This is a genomic window from Streptomyces sp. NBC_01716 (genome assembly GCF_036248275.1).
Lineage (GTDB): Bacteria > Actinomycetota > Actinomycetes > Streptomycetales > Streptomycetaceae > Streptomyces.
In genome coordinates this window covers 6030554-6051764 of the sequence record NZ_CP109181.1, presented here as the reverse complement: position 1 = coordinate 6051764, position 21211 = coordinate 6030554, and the positions used below count along the sequence as shown (strand labels likewise).

General features: G+C 70.2%; 19 protein-coding genes and 1 pseudogene. 10 read left to right on the top strand and 10 right to left on the bottom strand.

Features of this window, described 5'->3' with window-relative positions; translation table 11 throughout:
• The 5 genes from nirB to OIE74_RS26635 all read left to right on the top strand — a co-directional run bounded on the left by nirB (position 1) and on the right by OIE74_RS26635 (position 5775).
• The gene (gene nirB, locus OIE74_RS26655) at positions 1 to 2544 is read left to right on the top strand and encodes a nitrite reductase large subunit NirB (RefSeq protein ID WP_329387933.1); all 2544 of its coding nucleotides are present in this window, start codon (positions 1 to 3) and stop codon (positions 2542 to 2544) included.
• On the top strand, positions 2541 to 2876 hold the full coding sequence (nirD, locus tag OIE74_RS26650; protein WP_329387932.1) for a nitrite reductase small subunit NirD: 336 nt from the start codon (positions 2541 to 2543) through the stop codon (positions 2874 to 2876). Before nirB ends, nirD begins: the two co-directional genes overlap by 4 nt.
• A gap of 59 nt (positions 2877 to 2935) precedes the next feature.
• The gene (locus tag OIE74_RS26645) at positions 2936 to 3520 is read left to right on the top strand and encodes a TetR/AcrR family transcriptional regulator (protein WP_329387931.1); all 585 of its coding nucleotides are present in this window, start codon (positions 2936 to 2938) and stop codon (positions 3518 to 3520) included.
• A 133-nt stretch (positions 3521 to 3653) separates the two neighbouring features.
• Positions 3654 to 4415: an SDR family NAD(P)-dependent oxidoreductase gene (locus OIE74_RS26640; RefSeq protein ID WP_329387929.1), complete on the top strand. Its 762-nt coding sequence runs from the start codon at positions 3654 to 3656 to the stop codon at positions 4413 to 4415.
• Positions 4416 to 4614: 199 nt separating this feature from the next.
• Entirely contained in the window at positions 4615 to 5775 is a 1161-nt protein-coding gene (locus OIE74_RS26635) for an alkaline phosphatase PhoX (RefSeq protein ID WP_329387927.1), read from the top strand.
• Here OIE74_RS26635 and OIE74_RS26630 read toward each other — a convergent pair.
• From OIE74_RS26630 to dusB, 4 genes are all read right to left on the bottom strand, one after another.
• A complete protein-coding gene (locus OIE74_RS26630; RefSeq protein ID WP_329387925.1) occupies positions 5745 to 6812 on the bottom strand; it encodes an ArsR/SmtB family transcription factor in 1068 nt (355 codons plus the stop codon). The two genes, OIE74_RS26635 and OIE74_RS26630, sit on opposite strands and share 31 nt — an antisense overlap.
• Before the next feature lie 398 nt (positions 6813 to 7210).
• The gene (ppdK, locus tag OIE74_RS26625; protein WP_329387923.1) at positions 7211 to 9955 is read right to left on the bottom strand and encodes a pyruvate, phosphate dikinase; all 2745 of its coding nucleotides are present in this window, start codon (positions 9953 to 9955) and stop codon (positions 7211 to 7213) included.
• A 297-nt stretch (positions 9956 to 10252) separates the two neighbouring features.
• Entirely contained in the window at positions 10253 to 10558 is a 306-nt protein-coding gene (locus OIE74_RS26620; protein WP_329387921.1) for an HAD family hydrolase, read from the bottom strand.
• Positions 10559 to 10591: 33 nt separating this feature from the next.
• Positions 10592 to 11800 (bottom strand): tRNA dihydrouridine synthase DusB, encoded by a 1209-nt coding sequence (dusB, locus tag OIE74_RS26615; protein ID WP_443076237.1) that lies wholly within the window; start codon positions 11798 to 11800, stop codon positions 10592 to 10594.
• Positions 11801 to 11842: 42 nt separating this feature from the next.
• Between dusB and OIE74_RS26610 the strand changes: the two genes are divergently transcribed.
• Complete coding sequence (locus tag OIE74_RS26610; protein ID WP_329387915.1) at positions 11843 to 13360, top strand: MFS transporter; 1518 nt, start codon at positions 11843 to 11845, stop codon at positions 13358 to 13360.
• Between the two features lie 11 nt (positions 13361 to 13371).
• Here OIE74_RS26610 and OIE74_RS26605 read toward each other — a convergent pair.
• The 4 genes and pseudogenes from OIE74_RS26605 to OIE74_RS26590 all read right to left on the bottom strand — a co-directional run.
• Positions 13372 to 13738: pseudogene (locus OIE74_RS26605) on the bottom strand (helix-turn-helix domain-containing protein); the annotation flags it as partial.
• A gap of 50 nt (positions 13739 to 13788) precedes the next feature.
• A complete protein-coding gene (locus OIE74_RS26600) occupies positions 13789 to 14046 on the bottom strand; it encodes a DUF6243 family protein (protein ID WP_329387912.1) in 258 nt (85 codons plus the stop codon).
• A gap of 210 nt (positions 14047 to 14256) precedes the next feature.
• Positions 14257 to 14472: a hypothetical protein gene (locus OIE74_RS26595; protein WP_329387909.1), complete on the bottom strand. Its 216-nt coding sequence runs from the start codon at positions 14470 to 14472 to the stop codon at positions 14257 to 14259.
• 94 nt (positions 14473 to 14566) lie between these two features.
• Positions 14567 to 15949, bottom strand: a complete 1383-nt coding sequence (locus OIE74_RS26590; protein WP_329387906.1) for a glycine--tRNA ligase — start codon at positions 15947 to 15949, stop codon at positions 14567 to 14569.
• Between the two features lie 141 nt (positions 15950 to 16090).
• Between OIE74_RS26590 and OIE74_RS26585 the strand changes: the two genes are divergently transcribed.
• The 4 genes from OIE74_RS26585 (at position 16091) to OIE74_RS26570 (ending at position 19446) form a co-directional block, all read left to right on the top strand.
• On the top strand, positions 16091 to 17098 hold the full coding sequence (locus OIE74_RS26585; RefSeq protein WP_329387904.1) for a metal ABC transporter substrate-binding protein: 1008 nt from the start codon (positions 16091 to 16093) through the stop codon (positions 17096 to 17098).
• Positions 17099 to 17232: 134 nt separating this feature from the next.
• The gene (locus OIE74_RS26580) at positions 17233 to 18003 is read left to right on the top strand and encodes a metal ABC transporter ATP-binding protein (protein WP_329392452.1); all 771 of its coding nucleotides are present in this window, start codon (positions 17233 to 17235) and stop codon (positions 18001 to 18003) included.
• Positions 18004 to 18005: 2 nt separating this feature from the next.
• A complete protein-coding gene (locus OIE74_RS26575; protein ID WP_329387902.1) occupies positions 18006 to 18899 on the top strand; it encodes a metal ABC transporter permease in 894 nt (297 codons plus the stop codon).
• Between the two features lie 58 nt (positions 18900 to 18957).
• Positions 18958 to 19446, top strand: coding sequence for a Fur family transcriptional regulator (locus OIE74_RS26570; protein ID WP_329387899.1), 489 nt, complete (start codon positions 18958 to 18960; stop codon positions 19444 to 19446).
• 50 nt (positions 19447 to 19496) lie between these two features.
• Here OIE74_RS26570 and OIE74_RS26565 read toward each other — a convergent pair whose 3' ends face one another.
• Both OIE74_RS26565 and recO read right to left on the bottom strand, forming a co-directional pair.
• Entirely contained in the window at positions 19497 to 20351 is an 855-nt protein-coding gene (locus OIE74_RS26565; RefSeq protein ID WP_329387897.1) for an isoprenyl transferase, read from the bottom strand.
• A gap of 13 nt (positions 20352 to 20364) precedes the next feature.
• A complete protein-coding gene (gene recO / locus OIE74_RS26560) occupies positions 20365 to 21114 on the bottom strand; it encodes a DNA repair protein RecO (protein ID WP_329387894.1) in 750 nt (249 codons plus the stop codon).
• Between the last annotated feature and the right edge of the window lie 97 nt (positions 21115 to 21211).

Genomic DNA, 21211 nt, shown 5'->3' with positions numbered 1-21211 from the left:
ATGCCCGACACAACGTCCCTGCCCACCATCGTGGTCGTCGGCCACGGCATGGTCGGCCAGCGGTTCCTCGAAGCCCTCGCCGAGCGCGGCACGACCGGTCGGGCACGGATCGTGGTGCTCTGCGAGGAGCCGCGCCCCGCCTACGACCGGGTCCGGCTGACCTCGTACTTCTCCGGCCGGACTCCGGACGAACTCTCCCTGGTGGAGCCGGACTTCATGGCCCGGCACGGCATCGAGCTGTATCTGGACGACCCGGCGGAGTCCGTCGACCGCGCCACGCGCACGGTCACCTCGCGCACCGGGCTCACGTTCACGTACGACACGCTCGTGCTGGCGACCGGCTCGTTCCCGTTCGTCCCGCCCGTGCCGGGCAGGGACGCGACCGGCTGTTTCGTCTACCGCACGATCGAGGACCTGCTGGCGATCGAGGAGTACGCGAAGACCGCCCGCACCGGCGCCGTGGTGGGCGGCGGGCTGCTGGGTCTGGAGGCGGCAGGTGCGTTGCAGGGGCTTCAACTCGACACCCACATCGTGGAGTTCGCGCCCCGGCTGATGCCGGTCCAGGTGGACGACGGCGGCGGCGCCGCGCTGCTGCGCACGATCGAGGGCATGGGGCTGACCGTCCATACGGGCGTCGGCACACAGGAGGTGACGACGGACGCGGCGGGTGCCGTCAACGGCATGGTCCTGTCGGACGGTTCGGTCCTGGCGGCCGATCTCGTCGTCTTCTCGGCGGGTGTACGGCCCCGGGACGCGCTCGCGCGCGACGCGGGGCTGCGGGTCGGCGAGCGCGGCGGCATCGCGGTCGACGAGCGGTGCCGTACGTCGGACCCCCGGATCTTCGCGATCGGCGAGTGCGCGCTCACATCCGACGGGCGGGTGTACGGGCTGGTGGCACCCGGCTACGAGATGGCGCGGACAGCGGCGGACGCGATCGCCGAAGTCACCGAGGACGCGGCCGAGTTCACCGGGGCCGACCTCTCCACGAAGCTCAAGCTGCTCGGGGTGGACGTCGCCTCGTTCGGCGACGCGCACGGCGCCTCCCCCGGCTGCCTCGATGTCGTCTACGCGGACTCCCGCTCGGGCGTCTACAAGAAGGTCGTCGTCGGCGCGGACGGGGCGCTGCTCGGTGGCGTGCTCGTCGGTGACGCGGACGCCTACGGGATGCTGCGCCCGCTGACCGGTTCCGTGCCGCCGGTACCGCCGGAACAGCTCGTCCTGCCGCCGGGGGCCGGCACGCCGGCCGCGCTCGGTCCGGCGTCGCTGCCCGACAGTGCCGTGATCTGCAGCTGCCACAATGTGACCAAGGGCGCGATCACCGCGTGCGCGACGCTGCCTGAGGTGAAGCAGTGCACCAAGGCCGGTACGGGCTGCGGCAGTTGTGTGAAGGTGATCGGCCGGCTGCTGCCCACGGCGGGCGACGGCGGACTCTGCGGCTGCTTCCCGCACACCCGCGGCGAGTTGTACGAGATCGTGCGGACCCTGCGCGTGACCTCGTACGCGTCGCTGCTCGACTCGCACGGCCGCGAGAGCGCGCGCGGCGGTGACGGCTGTGAGATCTGCAAGCCGGCCGTCGGCTCGATCATCGCCTCGCTCGCGCCGACGCTCGGGCTGAGCGGCCATGTCCTGGACGGCGAACAGGCCGCGCTCCAGGACACGAACGACCACTTCCTCGCCAACTTGCAGCGCAACGGCTCGTACTCGATCGTGCCGCGTATCCCGGGCGGTGAGATCACCCCGGCGAAACTGATCGTGATCGGTGAGGTGGCACGGGACTTCGGGCTCTACACGAAGATCACGGGCGGCCAGCGCATCGATCTGTTCGGTGCGCGGGTCGATCAACTGCCACGGATCTGGGAGCGGTTGGTGGCCGCGGGCTTCGAGTCGGGGCACGCGTACGGAAAGGCGCTGCGCACGGTGAAGTCGTGCGTCGGCCAGACCTGGTGCCGTTACGGGGTGCAGGACTCGGTCCGGATGGCCATCGATCTGGAGCTGCGCTACCGGGGGCTGCGCGCACCGCACAAGCTCAAGTCGGCGGTCTCGGGCTGCGCCCGGGAGTGCGCGGAGGCGCGCGGCAAGGACTTCGGGATCATCGCGACTGCGGAGGGCTGGAATCTGTACGTCGGCGGCAACGGCGGCGCCGAGCCGCGCCACGCGGATCTGCTGGCGCGGGATCTGGACGACGAGTCGCTGGTGCGGCTGATCGACCGCTTTCTGATGTTCTACATCCGCACCGCCGACCGTCTTGAGCGCACCTCGGCGTGGCTCGGCCGGATCGAGGGCGGCCTCGACCATGTGCGGGACGTGGTCGTGCACGACTCGCTGGGGCTCTGCGACGAGCTGGAGCGGCTGATGGCCGACCATGTCACCGGCTACCGGGACGAGTGGGCCGAGACGCTGGGGGACCCGGAGCGGCTGCGGCGCTTCGTCTCCTTCGTCAACGCGCCGGACGCGCCGGATCCGACGGTGCGGTTCGTGCCCGAGCGCGACCAGATGAAGCCGGATCTGACGTTTCTGACGCTGGAAGGGGTCTCCGCCCGATGAACGCGCCCACTCTTCAACTCCTCGTCGGCGAGGACTGGTTGCCGGTCTGTGAGCGGTCCGCGCTGATCGCGGGCCGTGGGGTGGCCGCGCTGCTGCCGGACGGCCGGCAGGCCGCGCTCTTCGTGGACCGCGCGGGCCGTACGTACGCGATCGACAACCGCGACCCGTACTCCGGCGCCCAGGTGCTCTCGCGTGGGCTGACCGGCACCAGGGACGGCCGCGCCTATGTGGCGTCGCCACTCCTCAAGCAGTGTTTCGACCTGGAGACGGGCCGGTGCCTGGACGACGACTCGGTGGCGGTGACGGTCTATGCCTCACGCGTCGGCCATTGAATCAAATTGAATCAAGACGATCTTGACCGATCGTTCTAGATGAGACTAGAGTCTCGCGCGTGGCCAGGACCAAGGAATTCGATCCGGACGCCGCACTCCAGTTGGCCCTTGAGCTGTTCTGGCGGCGCGGCTACGAGGCGACGTCCATGGCGGACCTCGTCGAGCACCTGGGCATCGGGCGCGCCAGCATCTACGCGACGTTCGGCAACAAGCACGAGCTGTATCTGAAGGCGCTGGACCGGTACAGCGAGTCGCGCGACCCGTCGCTGCTCGACGCCCTGTCGAAGCCGGGTCCCGCGCTGCCCGCGGTACGGGCGATGGTGCGGGGGTTCGCCGCCGAGGCAGGCACCGAGCCGGGGCGCGAGAAGGGCTGCTTCGTGACCAACACGGCGGCCGAGCTCGGGCCGCACGACCGCGAGGCGGCCCGCCGGGTCGAGTTGAGCTGGCGGCACATCGAGACCCTGATGCACGCGGCCCTCGTCCGGGCCCGGAACCAGCACGAGCTGCCGGCGGACCGCGATCCGCGCGCGCTGGCGCGGATGCTGCTCGTACTGATGCAGGGCCTGCGGGTGGTCGGCAAGACCTCCGGGGACCCCGCGCGGGTCCGTGACGCGGCCGAGCAGGCGCTGGCCCTGCTGGACTGACGAGGACCGGCACATCCCACCCGGACACATCGCCCACTTGGGCGGGCTTCCACCTGCCCTTATAACAGAATGATCGGTCTAGAAAACAGCGACCGCCGTCCGTCTCCGGGAAGATCCGAAAAGGGAGTCACCCATGTCCGCTCGCTTCACCGACAAGACCGTCCTCGTCACCGGCGCCGGTTCCGGCATAGGCCGCGCCGTCGCCGTGGCGTTCGCGGCCGAAGGCGCCGGGCTCGTCCTCGCCGGGCGTGGCGCCGTGCCGCTGGAGGAGACCAGGACCCTGATCACGGCGGCGGGCGGCGACGCGCTCGTCGTCACCGCCGACGTCTCGCGCGCGCGGGACGTACGGGCCCTCGTGCGGACGGCGGTCGACCACTTCGGCCGGCTCGACGTCGCCGTCAACAACGCGGGGATCTTCCGGGGCGGCACGCCCGTCGCCGACCTCCCGGCCGAGGACTGGCAGGCGATGCTCGACATCAACGTCACCGGCGTCCTGCACTGCCTCCAGGCCGAGATCGCCCAGATGCGGGCAGACGGCGGCGGCGCCGTCGTCAACATCTCCTCCAACCTCGGCGCGCACAAGCGCATCCCGCACATGGCGGGCTATCTCGCCTCCAAGGCGGCCGTCTCCACGCTGACCCGCGCCGCCGCCCTGGACCACATCCGGGACGGCGTCAGGATCAACGCCGTCAGCCCCGGCGCCTCGGACACCACGATGTCGCTGCACCCCGGCGAGACCCCGGCCGACCGGGCCGCCCGGATGAGGGAGCAGTCGCCGCTCGGGCGGGTGTCGGCGACGAAGGAGGTGGCGGCGGCCGTGCTGTATCTCGCCTCGCCGGACGCGGCGTCCGTCGTGGGGACGGACCTTGTCATCGACGGCGGTGCGGCGGCCTGACCCCCGTGGTCTTCGCGGTGTCCGCGATCTCCTTGAAACGGCGTCCCGGAGAGAAAGTCTCCGCACCGGGTGTTGACCCCGGCGCGCCGCCGACGCGCCTGGAAGTCGCGCCTGGAAGTTCAGACGGTGGCCATCCGGTCGCTCTACGCTGTCGTGCGCACGTCACCTCACGCCCACCCCACCACCATGGAGCGGCCCAGTGGAACGTCGCAATTTTCTGCGTGGAGCGGTCATCGGAACCTCCGCGGCCGCACTCGGCGGCACACTCTGGCGCGGCGCGGCCTACGCCGACCCCGCGCAGCCCGGCGCGGGACCGTACGGCGCGCTCGCGGCGGCCGACGGCAACAACATCCGGCTGCCCGCCGGGTTCAGCAGCAGAGTCGTCGCGCGGTCCGGGCAGACGGTGCCCGGTACGTCGTACATCTGGCACAACGCCCCTGACGGCGGCGCCTGTTACGCCGACGGCAGCGGCTGGATCTATGTCTCCAACTCGGAGATCAACCCGTCCGGCGGCGCGGGCGCGGTCCGTTTCTCCGCGGCGGGCGCGATCACCGGCGCGTACCGGATCCTCTCCGGCACCCGGCAGAACTGCGCGGGCGGCAGCACCCCGTGGAACACCTGGCTCTCCTGCGAGGAGGTGGACCGCGGGTATGTGTACGAGACCGACCCGTGGGGCGTGAAAGCGGCGGTACGGCACGACGCGATGGGCCGGTTCAAGCACGAGGCCGCGGCGGCCGACCCGGAGCGCCGGGTGATCTATCTGACCGAGGACGAGACGAACGGGTGCTTCTACCGCTTCACGCCCGCCAGTTGGGGCGATCTCTCCTCGGGCACCCTTGAGGTGCTGCGGGCCGGCACCGCCACCTCGGGCTCCTTCACCTGGGCGACGGTGCCGGACCCGGACGGCTCGCCGACCGCGACCCGGTCCCAGGTCTCGGGCGCCAAGCGGTTCAACGGCGGCGAGGGCTGCTACTACGCGAATGGCTCGGTGTGGTTCACCACGAAGGGCGACAACCGCGTCTGGCGGGTCGATCCGGCCGCGGGTACCTATGAGTTGGCGTACGACGACTCGCTCGTCAGCGGCGGCGGTGCCCCGCTGACCGGCGTCGACAACGTCACCGGTTCGTCGTCCGGCGATCTGTTCGTCGCCGAGGACGGCGGGAACCTGGAGATCTGCGTGATCACCCCCGATGACGTCGTCGCGCCGTTCCTGCGCGTCGGCGGGCAGTCGGGCTCGGAGATCACCGGTCCGGCCTTCTCGCCGGACGGGTCGCGGCTGTACTTCTCCAGCCAGCGCGGTACGAGCGGCAGTTCGTCGGGCGGCATCACCTACGAGGTGACGGGGCCGTTCCGCACGTAGTCCGACCCGTCCGTCACGTCCGCCCCGCCGTCCGACTTCCTGGACCGGCCGGGCAGCTTCTGGGCGCCGCCACGCAACAGGGCGGCGCCCAGCGGTGTGAGCGTGTGCAGGACGGCGTTGCCGTGCCGCAGGGTCACCACGAGGCCCGCCTCGCGCAGGACGCACGCGTGCTGGCTCGCCGAGGCGAGTGACACGTCTGCCCTGCGGGCGAGTTCGCTGGTGGTCGTGCCGTGCTCGATCGCGCCCAGAACGGCCGAGCGCGTACGGCCGACGAGCCGGCCGAGTGACGCTCCGGCGCCCCGCCCGCCGTGGCCGGATGCGACCGGGGTGTCCGCGTACGTGACGGGGTAGACGAGCACCGGCGGCAGCGCCGGGTCGCGGTAGACGACCGGTGTCACCCGGCAGAAGTACGAGGGCTGGAGCAGCAACCCCCGCCCGTCCAGCCGCAGTTCGCGGTCCACCGGGTAGTCGGCCTCCAGGACCGGGGCACGCCAGCGGAGCATCGGCGGGAGCGTGGCGAGCAGTTCGTCCGTACCCCCGTCGAGCAGCGCCCGGCCCCGGACGACACGGTCCGCCTCGGCGCGTGCCCTGATGTGCGGCCAGTACGGCTCCACCGCCGCCTGGTGATACGCGCGCAGCGTCCCGGCGAGCCGGCCCAGCTCCGCCGGGCCGCCGTCGGCGAGGGCGGCGGTCCTGCCGGGGCGGGCGGCCGGTCCGGCAGGCAGCAGGGCCAGTTCCGTACGGACCCGCTCCCCGGGGGTCGCGCGCAGCGCCTCCAGCCCGTCCACGAGCCCGAATCGGCTCTCCGGTGGCGTCAGGAAATCCGGGAAATAGCCCCGGCGGGGCACGAGCGCGTTGAGCAGACGTGTTTCACCCTTCAACTTCGCCCGTGCTTCCGCGCGCCATTCCCCGAAAACGAGTGCGCCCCGCCGGTCCCGCAATCGGTGAAAGCTGAGAATCGTTTCCCACAACGGATCGGGACCGGCGGCCATCCTGACCCCGCCGAGGTCTCTCCCCGTGAAATGAATTCGCAGCACCCATCCCCCACTTGTTGCATCCGCAATCGACACCAGCGATGAGTATGCACGCCATCACAGGCCGTCACCACGGAGTTTCAGCCACAGTTGAAACGCATCGCGTGGTCCGGGTGCGAAACGAAAGGCTGTACCGGGTCGGGCGCGAAACCCGAACCACCGAAAAGGCGCTGTGAAGGCCGTGGGGGGCTTTGCGCGCTCGGCGGCGGTCGGTGAGGGTTACGGCTCCGCGCCCGGCCCGGAAAATGGGGTGCGGCCGGTGGATGGGGATCCACCGGCCGCACCCCGATGTGTTTCCGTACCCGCCCTGTCCCTTTCGGGAAGAGCGGGGGAAAGCGATTTCCATTCGGCGCGGCGTGATACCCGCGCGCGTCGTCCGGCGGCGAATACGCCGCGCGGGCTCAGCGTGAGTGGCCGGAGCCGTCCGACATCGCCGCCGCCCGCCCGGCCTCCAGACGCGCCACGGGGATCCGGAACGGCGAGCAGGACACGTAGTCCAGGCCCACCTCGTGGAAGAAGTGCACCGACTCGGGGTCGCCCCCGTGCTCACCGCAGATCCCCAGCTTCAGATCGGGCCGCGTCCTGCGGCCGGCCTCGCTCGCGTCGCGCACGAGCGCGCCGACGCCGTCCCTGTCGATGGTCTCGAACGGGGAGACCCCGAAGATGCCCTTCTCCAGGTAGGCGGTGAAGAAGCTCGCCTCGACGTCGTCACGGGAGAAGCCCCACACGGTCTGGGTGAGGTCGTTCGTACCGAAGGAGAAGAACTCGGCGGCCTCCGCGATCTGACCCGCCGTCAGCGCGGCACGCGGCAGTTCGATCATCGTGCCGAGCGCCAGCCTGAGATCGGCGCCGCTGGTGCGCCGTACCTCGGCGATGACCTGCTCTGCCTCGTCGCGGACGATCTCCAGCTCCTGCACCGTGCCGACGAGCGGGATCATGATCTCGGCGCGCGGGTCGCCCTTGGCGCGCTTGCGCTCGGCCACTGCCTCGGCGATGGCCCGCACCTGCATCGCGAACAGTCCGGGGATGACCAGGCCGAGCCGTACGCCGCGCAGTCCGAGCATCGGGTTCTGCTCGTGCAGTTTGTGCACGGCCTGGAGCAGCCGCAGGTCGTTCTCGTTGTGGTCCTTACGGGCCTCGGCGAGTGCGACCCGTACCGACAACTCCGTGATGTCGGGCAGGAACTCATGCAGCGGCGGGTCCAGCAGCCGTACGGTGACGGGCAGTCCGTCCATCGCCTCGAACAGCTCGACGAAGTCCTTCCGCTGGAGCGGCAGCAGGTTCTTGAGGGCCTGCTCGCGCTCGTCGTCGGTGTCCGCGAGGATCAACTTCTCGACCATGGACCGGCGTTCACCGAGGAACATGTGCTCCGTGCGGCACAGTCCGATGCCCTGCGCGCCGAAGCGGCGGGCCCGCAGCGCGTCCTCGGTGTTGTCGGCGTTGGCGCGCACCCGCAGCCGCCGGCGGCGGTCGGCGTACGCCATCATCCGGTGCACGGCCTCGACCAGTTCGTCGGCGTCGTCGGCGCCCGCGTGCATCCGGCCCTCGAAGTACTCGACCACCGGCGAGGGGACGACCGGCACCTCGCCGAGGTAGACCTTGCCGGTCGAGCCGTCGACGGAGACGACGTCGCCCTCCTCGATGACGGTCCTGCCGGCGGTCATCCGGCGCCGCTTGGTGTCGACCTCCAGCTCCTCCGCGCCGCAGACACAGGTCTTGCCCATACCGCGGGCGACCACGGCGGCGTGCGAGGTCTTGCCGCCCCGCGAGGTCAGGATGCCCTCGGCGGCGATCATGCCGTCCAGGTCGTCGGGGTTGGTCTCACGGCGGATGAGAATGACCTTTTCGCCGGAGCGCGACCACTTGACCGCGGTGTACGAGTCGAAGACGGCCTTGCCGACGGCGGCACCGGGTGACGCGGCGATCCCGCGCCCCAGCAGCTCGGCTTTCGCCCCGTCGTCGAAGCGCGGGAACATCAGCTGCGCCAGCTGCGCCCCGTTGACCCGCTGGAGCGCCTCCGCCTGGTTGATCAGCCCCTGGTCGACGAGCTGGGTCGCGATCCGGAAGGCGGCGCCGGCGGTGCGCTTGCCGACGCGGGTCTGGAGCATCCACAACTCACCGCGCTCGATGGTGAATTCGATGTCGCAGAGGTCCCGGTAGTGCGTCTCCAGGATCTCCATGATCTGCAGCAGCCGGTCGTACGACTTCTTGTCGATGGACTCCAGATCGGCGAGCGGCACGGTGTTGCGGATACCGGCGACGACGTCCTCACCCTGCGCGTTCTGGAGGTAGTCGCCGTACACCCCCTGGTGGCCGGAGGCCGGGTCGCGGGTGAAGGCGACACCGGTGCCGGAGTCCGGGCCGAGGTTGCCGAAGACCATGGAGCAGATGTTGACGGCGGTGCCGAGGTCGCCGGGGATGCGCTCCTGGCGGCGGTAGAGCTTGGCGCGGTCGGTGTTCCAGGACTCGAAGACGGAGCAGATGGCGAGATCCATCTGCTCACGCGGGTCCTGCGGGAAGTCGCGGCCCGCGTCGCGCGCGACGATCTTCTTGAACTGCTTGACCAGCTTCTTCAGATCGCCGGCGTCGAGGTCGATGTCGGTGGCGGCCTTCTTCGCCCGCTTGGCCTCCTCCAGCGCCTCCTCGAAGTGGTCGCCGTCGACACCGAGGACGGTCTTGCCGAACATCTGGATGAGCCGCCGGTAGGAGTCCCAGGCGAAGCGCTCGTCGCCGGACTGTTTGGCGAGACCGGCGACGGACTTGTCCGAGAGGCCGATGTTGAGGACGGTGTCCATCATCCCGGGCATGGAGAACTTGGCGCCGGACCGTACGGAGACGAGCAGCGGGTCGTCGGACTGGCCGAGCTTCTTGCCCATCCTGCCTTCGAGGGCGTCGAGGTGCCGGCTGACCTCCGCGCGCAGGGCGGGCGGCTCGGCGCCGGTGCCGAGGTAGACCTTGCACGCCTCGCTGGTGATCGTGAAGCCCGGAGGGACGGGCAGGCCGAGGTTGGTCATCTCGGCGAGGTTGGCGCCCTTGCCGCCGAGCAGGCCCTTGAGATCCTTGTTGCCCTCGGTGAAGTCGTAGACGAACTTCTGGTCCTGCGGGGCGGTGTCTGTCGCTGCGTGGGTGTCTTTGCTTCTCGACACGGATCTCGACTCCTCTGGGAGGCGCTGGCTGCCCTGACGGCGAGGAACATACCCAGATCGAAGGTGCCTGGACATGTCCACTTGTCCGTCATACGGCCGCAACCACCCGTCCGCCACTGGATCCAATGCGGATAACGGGGGATCGCCGCCCCCTCCCCCCTTCACGCCTCGAACCGGCCATGACCTTTGCATGGGAGAACGCGCTCATCTGAGCCGGGATTGTGACTTCTGAGTTCACCTCTCGAACGCGGAAGGGGTGGCACGCAGTGCCACCCCTTCCGGAAGTGCAGTCGCGCCTCAACCGCTCGTCTGAGCGAAGGATCTATCAGACGTGGCGAGAATCACGCGCTCCAGCACCGCCGGATCCACGTCCTCCAGGCTGCTCGCGAAATACCGGCCCTCCCCCGGCGCCACCGGCAGGAGCGAGGGGACGACAAGAACGGGGCACCCGGCGGCCTCGGCGGATGCCGTGCCGTCCGGCGAGTCCTCCACGGCCACACACGCGCCCGTCGCGACACCGAAACGCTCGGCCGCGGCCCGGTAGGGATCCGGGTACGGCTTGGTCCGTACAACTCGGCCGCCGCGGCGCCCTTGGAGCGGCACGCGGCCCCGGGGGTCGCCGGGCGCTGATCAGGATCAGCCGCCGGAGGTGTCCAGCTCCGCTTCCGCGCCGATGCCCGCGCGGTCGTACGGGTCCTTCAGCCAACCGTCGGGCAGGACCACCCGGTTGTTGCCCGACGTCCGCCCGCGCGGCCCGTCGGCGCCGTCCGGCCACGGCTGGTCCAGGTTCAACTCGCCCAGCAGCGCGTCCAGTTCGGCGAGGGACGAGGTGACGGCCAGCTTCTTGCGCAGCTCGGAGCCGACCGAGAAGCCCTTCAGATACCAGGCCACGTGCTTACGGAAGTCGATCACCCCGCGCGCCTCGTCCCCGATCCACTCCCCCAGTAGCTCCGCGTGCCGCCGCATGACGCCGGCCACCTCACGGAGCGCGGGCCTGGCGACCTCCCCCGTACCTTCGAAGGCCGCCACCAGATCGCCGAAGATCCACGGCCGGCCGAGACAGCCGCGGCCCACGACCACACCGTCGCAGCCGGTCTCGCGAACCATCCGCAGGGCGTCGTCCGCCGACCAGATGTCGCCGTTGCCGAGGACGGGGATCTCGGGGACATGCTCCTTGAGGCGGGCGATGGCGTCCCAGTCGGCGCTGCCGCCGTAGTGCTGGGCGGCCGTCCTGCCGTGCAGGGCGATCGCCGTCACACCCTCCTCCACGGCGATACGGCCCGCGTCCAGGTAGGTGAGGTGGCCGTCGTCGATGCCCTTGCGCATCTTCATGGTGACCGGCAGGTCGCCTGCATTGGACACCGCCTCATGCAGGATCGCGCGCAGCAGGGGCCGCTTGTACGGGAGGGCCGAACCGCCGCCCTTGCGGGTGACCTTGGGGACGGGACAGCCGAAGTTGAGGTCGATGTGGTCGGCCAGGCCCTCGTCCGCGATCATGCGGACGGCCTTGCCCACGGTGACCGGGTCGACCCCGTACAGCTGGATCGAGCGCGGCGTCTCCGTCGCGTCGAAGCGGATGAGCTGCATGGTCTTCTCGTTGCGCTCGACCAGGGCCCGCGTGGTGATCATCTCGCTGACGAACAGCCCCTTGCCGCCCGAGAACTCCCGGCACAGCGTCCGGAACGGCGCGTTGGTGATCCCGGCCATCGGTGCGAGCACCACGGGCGGGCGCACCGTGTACGGGCCGACGGCGAGCGGACCCGCGGGAAGCGGGCCGGTGGCGGGCGCGCGGGGAGGTGCGGGGGACGGGGCGAGCGGAGCGGTCATCCGTCCATTGTCGCGCATGGTGGCCGAGGGGCCGCCGGGCGCCGGACTTACCATCAGACCATGCCGGTATCCCGTCCCACGTCCTGGTCGAAGCAGTCCCACGATTCCGTGGCGGAGTTCGGTCCCCGCCGCCGCAAGGTGATCCTGGGGACCTGCTGCATGAGTCTGCTGATCGTCAGCCTCGACAACACCGTGCTCAACGTCGCACTGCCCTCGATGCAGCGGGAACTGCACACCACGGTCGCCGGCCTCCAGTGGACCCTCGACGCGTACACCCTGGTCATCGCCTCCCTGCTGATGCTCGCGGGTTCGACGGCCGACCGCATCGGCAGACGGCGGGTCTTCAAGACCGGGCTGGTGATCTTCACGCTCGGCTCACTGCTCTGCTCGCTCGCGCCGACCCTGGAGACGCTGGTCGCGTTCCGGGCGATCCAGGCGGTCGGCGGCTCGATGCTCAACCCGGTCGCGCTGTCGATCGTCACCAACACCTTCACCGACCCCCGGGAACGGGCCCGCGCGATCGGGATCTGGGGCGGGGTCGTCGGTATCTCGATGGCGGCCGGGCCGCTGATCGGCGGGCTGCTGGTGGAGACGGTCAGCTGGCGCGCGATCTTTCTGATCAATCTGCCGATCGGGCTCGCGGCGTTCCTGCTGACCTGGCGGTACGTCCCCGAGTCGCGCGCCGCCAAGCCGCGCCGCCCCGACCCGTTCGGTCAGTTGCTGGTCATGATCACCCTCGGCGCGCTGACGTACTCGATCATCGAGGCACCGACGGTCGGCTGGACGTCCCCGCTGATCCTGACCTTCCTCGGCCTCGCGGTGTGCGCGCTGATCGGGCTGCTGCTGTACGAGCCGAGGCGCGCCGAGCCGCTGATCGATCTGCGCTTCTTCCGCAGCGCGCCGTTCAGCGGGGCGACGGTCATCGCCGTGTGCGCGTTCTCCGCCCTCGGCGGCTTCCTGTTCATGAACACGCTCTACCTCCAGAACGTCCGGGATCTCTCCGCGCTGGACGCCGGTCTCCACATCCTGCCGATAGCGGCGCTGGCCTTCGTCTGCGCGCCGCTGTCGGGCCGGCTCGTCGGCTCGTACGGGGCGCGCGTCCCGCTGCTGATCGCGGGCACGGCCCTCGCGGCGAGCGGACTGCTGTTCGCGGCCTTCGAGGCGGAGACGCGGCTGTGGTCGCTGTTCACCGGATACGTGCTGTTCGGCATCGGCTTCGGCATGGTGAACGCCCCGATCACCAACACGGCGGTGGCCGGGATGCCGCTGGCCCAGTCCGGGGTGGCCGCCGCTGTCGCGTCGACGAGCAGACAGATCGGGCAGACGCTGGGCGTCGCGGTCATCGGGGCGGTGCTGGCGGCGGGCGCCGCCTCGCCCACAGAGCGCGGCATGATCGACGAGGCGGGCTTCGTCGCCGCGAGCCGGCCCGCGTGGTGGATCATCACCGCGCTCGGTCTGGGCGTGCTGGTGGTCGGCGCCGTGACCAGCGGGCAGTGGGCGCGGGGTACGGCGCGCCGCAACGCCGCACGGCTGGAGCCGGCGTCGGTCCCGGACTCGCCGGGCAGCGGAGGCCCGTGACTGAGCGGCGTCTTCCAGGCGGGCTCCGCAAGATGCTCCGCCATGTCCCAGATGCTCCGCCATGTCGGCGCGGAACCGGGCCGTCATCAGCCGGACGGTCTCCGCGCGGTTGCCCTGGGAGGACTGCCACTCCTCGTAGCGCCCGTTCTGTACGCAGGACGGGAAGGGGTCCAGCCGCTCCAGCGTCTGTCGCACGCCGGGCGTGATGGTGGGGCACTGCGTCCCGGGGGCCTGGTCGACGGCACCCGCCGGCGCGAACAGGTGGGCGCGCTCGCTGGGACCGAGGAGCAGCGGCCGGGCCAGCGCGTCGATCACCTGGGCGGACACCTTGATGTCGCGGCCCTGCTCCAGCCACGTGTACCAGGTGACGCGCACGGCGAACGGCCCCGGTCACCGGAGTGATCGGGGCCGTCGTCATGCTGTGCGGGTCAGGACTGGGACGTGTCGCCCGCGCCCGCCGTGTCCGTCGAGCCGGTGGCGGCGGTCGCGTCGCCGGCGTTCTCGGTGCCGTCCTCGGACCGCGTACCGGTCGCCCGCTCGCGCATCTTGCGCACGAGCTCCTGCTTCTTGTCCTCGGCGACCTTGCGGTCGGCGTTCCTGGTGGGGCCGTTGCCCTGCTGGTCGGCGCGGGACAGCTTCTTGCGCTGTCCGCCCACGCCGAGAAGGTTGTTCCGGCTTTTTGCCACGGGTTCTCCCGAATTGGTGAAGGCGAAGTGATCTGCGGATGCGTCTGGTGAGAGGCGGACCGTGACCGCCGCGTCCTCACTCGTAGATCTGGAAGAACATGCCCGAGACGCTACCACCGGGCGGGTGGCACCGGTCACCTCATTTTCCCGGCCCGGCACGCGCCAGGCACTCGCCCGGCACCGCCCCCGGCAGGGACCTCGCGGCCGTACTCAGCCGGTGCCGGTCACCGTCGGATCCACCGTCGCCTGGTGCGCCTCGCCGAGATGTTCCTCCGCCTTGAGCCACGGCAGGAACTGCGCGTTCTTCTTCCAGCCGCAGGTGTCGCAGGTCAACGCCCGCTGGATGCCCGCCTTCTGGACATGGACGACATGCTCCCGGCCGTGCTGGTCCCATCGGCTTACCTTGCTGCTGGTCGTGGGCGGCATGGGTGCCTCCTGTTGACGAATGCGGCCACAGAGCAGTGTGCGACGAAGCCCCCGGCTCCGTCACGGAACCGGGGGCTTCGAGCCACGACCGTAATCAGCAGCCGAGCAGCCGCTCACCCAGGTAACCCTGGATCTGGCTCAGCGAGACGCGCTCCTGCTTCATGGTGTCGCGCTCGCGCACCGTCACCGCGTCGTCGTCGAGGGTGTCGAAGTCGACGGTGACGCAGAACGGCGTACCGATCTCGTCCTGCCTGCGGTAGCGCCGGCCGATCGCGCCCGCGTCGTCGAACTCGATGTTCCAGTTCTTCCGCAGGTCCGCCGAGAGCCCCTTCGCCTTGGGCGACAGCTGCGGGTTGCGCGACAGCGGCAGCACCGCGACCTTCACCGGCGCCAGACGCGGGTCGAGCCGCATCACCGTGCGCTTCTCCAGCACACCCTTCGCGTTGGGCGCCTCGTCCTCGTTGTACGCGTCGAGGAGGAAGGCCAGCATCGCGCGGCCGACACCGGCGGCGGGCTCGATGACGTACGGCGTCCAGCGCTCACCGGCCTCCTGGTCGAAGTACGACAGGTCGTGGCCCGAGGCCTTGGAGTGCGCGTTGAGGTCGTAGTCCGTGCGGTTCGCGACGCCTTCGAGCTCGCCCCACTCCGAGCCGCCGAAGCTGAAGCGGTACTCGATGTCGGCGGTGCGCTTGGAGTAGTGGGAGAGCTTCTCCTTCGGGTGCTCGAACCAGCGCATGTTCTCCTCGCGCAGGCCGAGGTCCCGGTACCAGTTCCAGCGCTGCTCCATCCAGTAGTCCTGCCACGTCTCGTCCTCGCCGGGCTTGACGAAGAATTCCATCTCCATCTGCTCGAACTCACGTGTGCGGAAGATGAAGTTGCCGGGCGTGATCTCGTTACGGAAGGACTTGCCCATCTGCGCGATGCCGAACGGCGGCTTCTTGCGCGAAGTCTGCTGCACCTGGGCGAAGTTGGTGAAGATGCCCTGCGCGGTCTCGGGGCGCAGATAGGCGACCGAGCCGGAGTCCTGCGTGGGGCCGAGGTGGGTGGAGAGCAGACCGGAGAACGACTTGGGCTCGGTGAAGGTGCCCTTGTTGCCGCAGTTGGGGCAGTTGATGTCGTTCAGGCCGTTGGCCGGCGGCTTGCCGTGCTTCTCCTCGTACGCCTCCTCCAGATGGTCCGCGCGGTAACGCTTGTGGCAGGAGGTGCACTCGGTGAGCGGGTCGGTGAACGTGGCGACATGGCCCGAGGCCACCCAGACCTCGGGAGCAAGGATCACCGAGGAGTCGAGACCGACAACGTCCTCGCGCGAAGTGACCATGTAACGCCACCACTGGCGTTTGATGTTCTCCTTCAGCTCGACCCCGAGCGGCCCGTAGTCCCAGGCGGCACGCTGACCGCCGTAGATCTCGCTGCACGGGTAGACGAAGCCACGGCGCTTGCTCAGGTTGACGATGCTGTCGATCTTGTCGGCGGCCACGGTGCTCTCTTCATTACGACGGCGAACGGCGAATGCCCCAGATTAGCGGCGGGCGCACCCCCTGTATCAAATCGGTGTCCCGCGGTGGCCTTCACCACCTCTTGTTGACAATCGTTTCCACTTTTGTTGAAAATGACTGTCATGAACATACGACGCCTGATACCCACCGCCACGCTCGCCGGGTCGCTCTCCTTCGGCCTGGTCGCGCTGTCCGCGTGCTCCCCCTCCGACGCGGCCGACGGCGCCGGTGGAGCCGCCGGGAAGAGCGGCGGCAAGCTCGCGGTGGTCGCGTCGTTCTACCCGATGCAGTATCTCGCCGAGGAGATAGGCGGGGACCACGTCGATGTCTCCACGCTCACCAAGCCCGGCGTCGAGCCGCACGAACTGGAGCTGGGGACCCGGCAGGCCGCACAGCTCGGCGAGGCCGACTACATCCTCTTCCTCAAGGGCATCCAGCCCGCCGTCGACGAGGCCATCACCGCCGCCGGGGTGCCGAACACCGTCGACGCCGCCTCCCTCACCACGCTGGAGAAGCACGGCTCGGAGGTCGGCCACGACCACGGGGACGAGCACGGCGACGAGCACGCGGGCGAGGAGCACGCCGGGGAGGAACACGAGGGCGAGGCCGGCACCGACCCGCACATCTGGCTCGACCCGGTTAAGTACGCGGAGGTCGCCAAGGGGGTCGGCGCCTCGCTGGAGAAGGCCGACCCGGACAACGCGGCGGCGTACCGGAAGAACACCACCGCCCTCGTCGAGCGGCTCACCACCCTCGACACCGCCTTCAAGGAGGGTCTCGCCGACACCTCCACCAAGACCTTCATCACCACCCACTCGGCCTTCGGCTATCTCGCCGAGCGCTACGGCCTCACACAGGAGTCCATCTCCGGCCTCTCCCCCGAGTCCGAGCCCAGCCCGGCGCGGATAAAGGAACTGCGGTCGATCGCGGCCGAGGACAAGGTCGGTACGGTCTTCTTCGAAACGCTGGTCAGCGACAAGACGGCCAAGACCGTCGCCGCCGACAGCGGCCTGAGGACGGACGTCCTGGATCCCATCGAGGGAATCACGGAGAAGTCCAAGGGCGCTGACTACGTCGAGGTCATGAAGTCCAACCTCGCCGCGCTGGAGAAGGCTCTCGGCGCGAAGTGAAACAGCTGACCGGAGCAACGGAGGTACGGGACGTGGCAACGACGCAGACCGGGCAGGCGGACGCCGCCGAAGGGGAGGCGGAGGACGTACCGAAGACCGCCCCGGCGGCCGGGCCCGCCCCCGCGCCCACCGTCCTGTCGCTGCGCGGCGCGACCGCCACCCTCGGCTCCCGCCCGGTCCTGCGCGGCATCGACCTCTCCCTGCGACGCGGCGAAGTCGTCGCACTGCTCGGCGCGAACGGCTCGGGCAAGTCCACCGCCGTACGCTCCGTGATCGGCCAAGTCCCGCTCACCGGCGGCGAGGTGACGCTCTTCGGCACCCCGCTGCGGCGCTTCGGCGACTGGTCGCGCATCGGCTACGTACCGCAGCGCACCACGGCCGCGAGCGGCGTTCCCGCCACCGTCCGCGAGGTCGTGGCCTCGGGGCGGCTCTCCCGTACCGGGCTGCTCCGTTGGCCCACCAAGGCCGACCGGGCGGCCGTCCAGCGCGTCATCGAGCTGGTCGGTCTCGCCGACCGGGCGAAGGACGCGGTCGGAGCGCTCTCCGGCGGCCAGCACCAGCGGGTGCTCATCGCGCGCGCCCTCGCCGCCGAACCCGAACTGCTGATCATGGACGAGCCGATGGCGGGCGTCGACCTGGCCAGCCAGGAGATCCTGGCGGCAACGCTGCGTGAGCAGGTGGCGGCCGGGACGACCGTCCTGCTCGTCCTGCACGAACTGGGCCCGCTGGAGCCGCTGATCGACCGCGCGGTGGTGCTGCGCGACGGCCGTGTGACGCACGACGGGCCGCCGCCGAAGGCGGTGGGGCAGCACACGGCGCCCGGTGACGACCCCGGGCTCCCGACCAATCAAGGCTGTCATCCACACGCGGCCGGCGAGCCCCTCCGTACAGGACTGCTGACCTGATCATGGAAATCCTTGAGACCGCCCTCATGCAGCGGGCCCTGATCGCGGCCGTACTGGTCGGCGTCATCGCGCCCGCCGTCGGCATCTATCTCGTCCAGCGGCGCCAGGCCCTGATGGGCGACGGCATCGGCCATGTCGCCATGACCGGCGTCGGTCTGGGCTTCCTGCTCTCCACCAGCCCGGTGTGGATGGCGACAGCCGTGGCGATCGTCGGTTCCATCGCGATGGAGCTGATCCGGGCGTACGGGCGCACGCGCGGCGACATCGCGCTGGCGATGCTCTTCTACGGCGGTATGGCGGGCGGCGTCCTGCTGATCAATCTTTCGCCGACCGGCTCCAACGCCAACCTCAGCTCGTATCTCTTCGGCTCGCTCTCCACCGTCTCCGAGGCGGATCTGGACGCGATCTGGGTCCTCGCGGCGCTGGTGGTGCTGGTCACGGTGGGGCTGCGGCGGCAGTTGTTCGCCGTCAGCCAGGACGAGGAGTTCGCGCGGGTCACGGGACTGCCGGTGCGGGCCCTGAACCTGCTCGTGGCCGTCACGGCGGCGGTGACCGTCACCGTAGCGATGCGGGTCGTGGGCCTGCTGCTGGTCAGCGCGCTCATGGTGGTGCCGGTGGCCGCCGCGCAGCAGATCACCCGGTCGTTCGCCGTCACCTTCGTGCTCGCGGTGGTGATCGGTACGGCGGTGACGCTGGCCGGCACGGTCACCTCGTACTACCAGGACGTACCGCCCGGCGCGACGATCGTGCTGCTGGCGATCGGCGTCTTCCTCGTCCTGACCGTGCTCGCGACGCCCCTGGCGAGACGGCGGGCGCGAGGGCAGGTGGGGGCGCCGGAGCCGGAGAGTCCGCCGGTTCCCGCCATGCGTGGTCCCTCGGACGAGGCCACGGCCTGACACGAGCTGGCAGAATGGGCCCATGGAGCGATTCCGGGCAGAGGTATGGGAGGCATCCGTGACGACTGCGCCTGGCGGTGGGGCGAGCACTGCCCCCGTACGCGGCCGATCGACCCGGCAGCGTGCCGCGGTGGCCGCGGCGCTGGACGAGGTGGACGAGTTCCGCAGCGCGCAGGAGCTTCACGACATGTTGAAGCACCGCGGTGACTCGGTCGGTCTGACGACGGTCTACCGCACGCTCCAGTCGCTCGCCGACGCGGGCGACGTCGACGTGTTGCGCACGAACGACGGGGAGTCCGTCTACCGGCGCTGCTCGACCGGTGATCACCACCATCATCTGGTGTGCCGGGTGTGCGGAAAGGCCGTCGAGGTCGAGGGACCGGCCGTCGAGCAGTGGGCCGAGACGATCGCGGCCGAGCACGGCTTCGTGGCCGTGGCCCACACGGTGGAGGTCTTCGGCACCTGCGCGGAGTGCGCCTCGGGGAACGGTCCCGGGGCGGCGGCGCCCGGCCGGGACGCGCCCCGCCAGGACGCCTCCGGCGGGTGACCGGTGCGGGGCCGGCCGCCCCGCCCGCCCCGCCCCGCCCCGTACGGCTCTTACGCCCCTTCGCCCGGGTGGTTCTTCTCGCTCAACTCGCCGGACTTGTCCTGTTCGTTGGGCAGCGCCCCGCCGAATCGGCGGTCCCGGTGGGCGAATTCCAGACAGGCCCGCCACAGGTCCCGCCGGTCGAAGTCCGGCCACAGCACGTCCTGGAAGACCATCTCGGCGTAACTGCTCTGCCAGATCAGGTAGTTGGACGTACGCTGCTCACCGCTCGGCCGCAGGAAGAGATCCACGTCCGGCATGTCCGGGTAGTACAGATATTTCGCGAAGGTCTTCTCGTTGACCTTGGACGGGTCGAGCTTGCCCGCCGCCACGTCTGCCGCGAGCGCCCGCGCCGCGTCCGCGATCTCCGCGCGGCCCCCGTAGTTGACACAGAAGTAGAGCGTCATGGCGTCGTTGTCGACGGTCTGCTCCTGCGCCACCTGGAGCTCCTGGACGACCGACTTCCACATCTTGGGCATCCGGCCGACCCAGCGGATCCGGATGCCGAGTTCGTTCATCTCGTCGCGGCGGCGCCGGATGACATCGCGGTTGAAGTTCATGAGGAAGCGCACCTCGTCGGGCGTGCGCTTCCAGTTCTCGGTGGAGAAGGCGTACAGGGACAGGTTCTTGACGCCCATCTCCAGACAGCCCTTGAGCACGTCCAGCACGACGCCCTCGCCGACCTTGTGGCCCTCGGTGCGCGGCAGACCGCGCTCCTTGGCCCAGCGGCCGTTGCCGTCCATCACGCACGCGACATGCTTGGGGACCAGCTCGCCGGGGATCTTCGGCGGGACCGCACCGGAGGGGTGCGGCTCGGGGACCTTGTACTCGCGGCGGGGCCGGCCCAGGATTCCGCGTCGTGCCATGCGCTCGTGTCTCCTAATTCTTCTCTACATATCTGAGTGAGCGCAGACCGCGCTCCAGATGCCAGTGCAGATACGCGGACACCAGCCCGCTGCCCTCCCGGACATGACGAGCCTCGCACGCGTCCGCCGTCCCCCAGTCGCCGGTCAGCAGCGCGCTGAGCAGACCGACCGCCTCCGGCGAGGGTACGACGCTGCCGGGCACCCGGCACTCGGCGCATATGACGCCGCCGGCCGCGACCGAGAAGAACCGGTTCGGCCCGTCGAGACCGCACTTCGCGCAGTCCTCGAAGCTCGGCGCGTAACCGTTGACCGCGAGGGAGCGCAGCAGGAAGGCGTCAAGGATCAGATGCGGGGCGTGCTCCCCTCGCGAGAGCGTGCGCAGCCCGCCGACGAGGAGCAGATACTGCTGGACCGCCGGTTCGCCCTCGTGGTCGGTGAACCGCTCGGCGGTCTCCAGCATGGCCGTACCGGCCGTGTAGCGGGGGTAGTCGGTGACGATGGCGCCGCCGTACGGGGCGATGGTCTCGCTCTGCGTACAGAGCGGCAGGCCGCGTCCGACGAGTTCGCTGCCGCGTGCGAAGAACTGCACGTCGACATGGGAGAAGGGTTCGAGTCTGGCGCCGAACTTGGACTTCGTACGGCGGACTCCGCGCGCGACGGCCCGGACGCGGCCGTGGCCCCGGGTGAGGAACGTGATGATGCGGTCCGCCTCACCCAGCTTCTGGGTGCGCAGCACGATGCCGTCGTCGCGGAACAGGCTCATGGCGCCATTCTCCCGCACGGGGAGGGCGGGCCGGTCCAGGGCCTGTCGTTCGGCTCGGGCCGCCCCCGGTTCTCCCCGCGCGGGCGCGGCCTGGGCG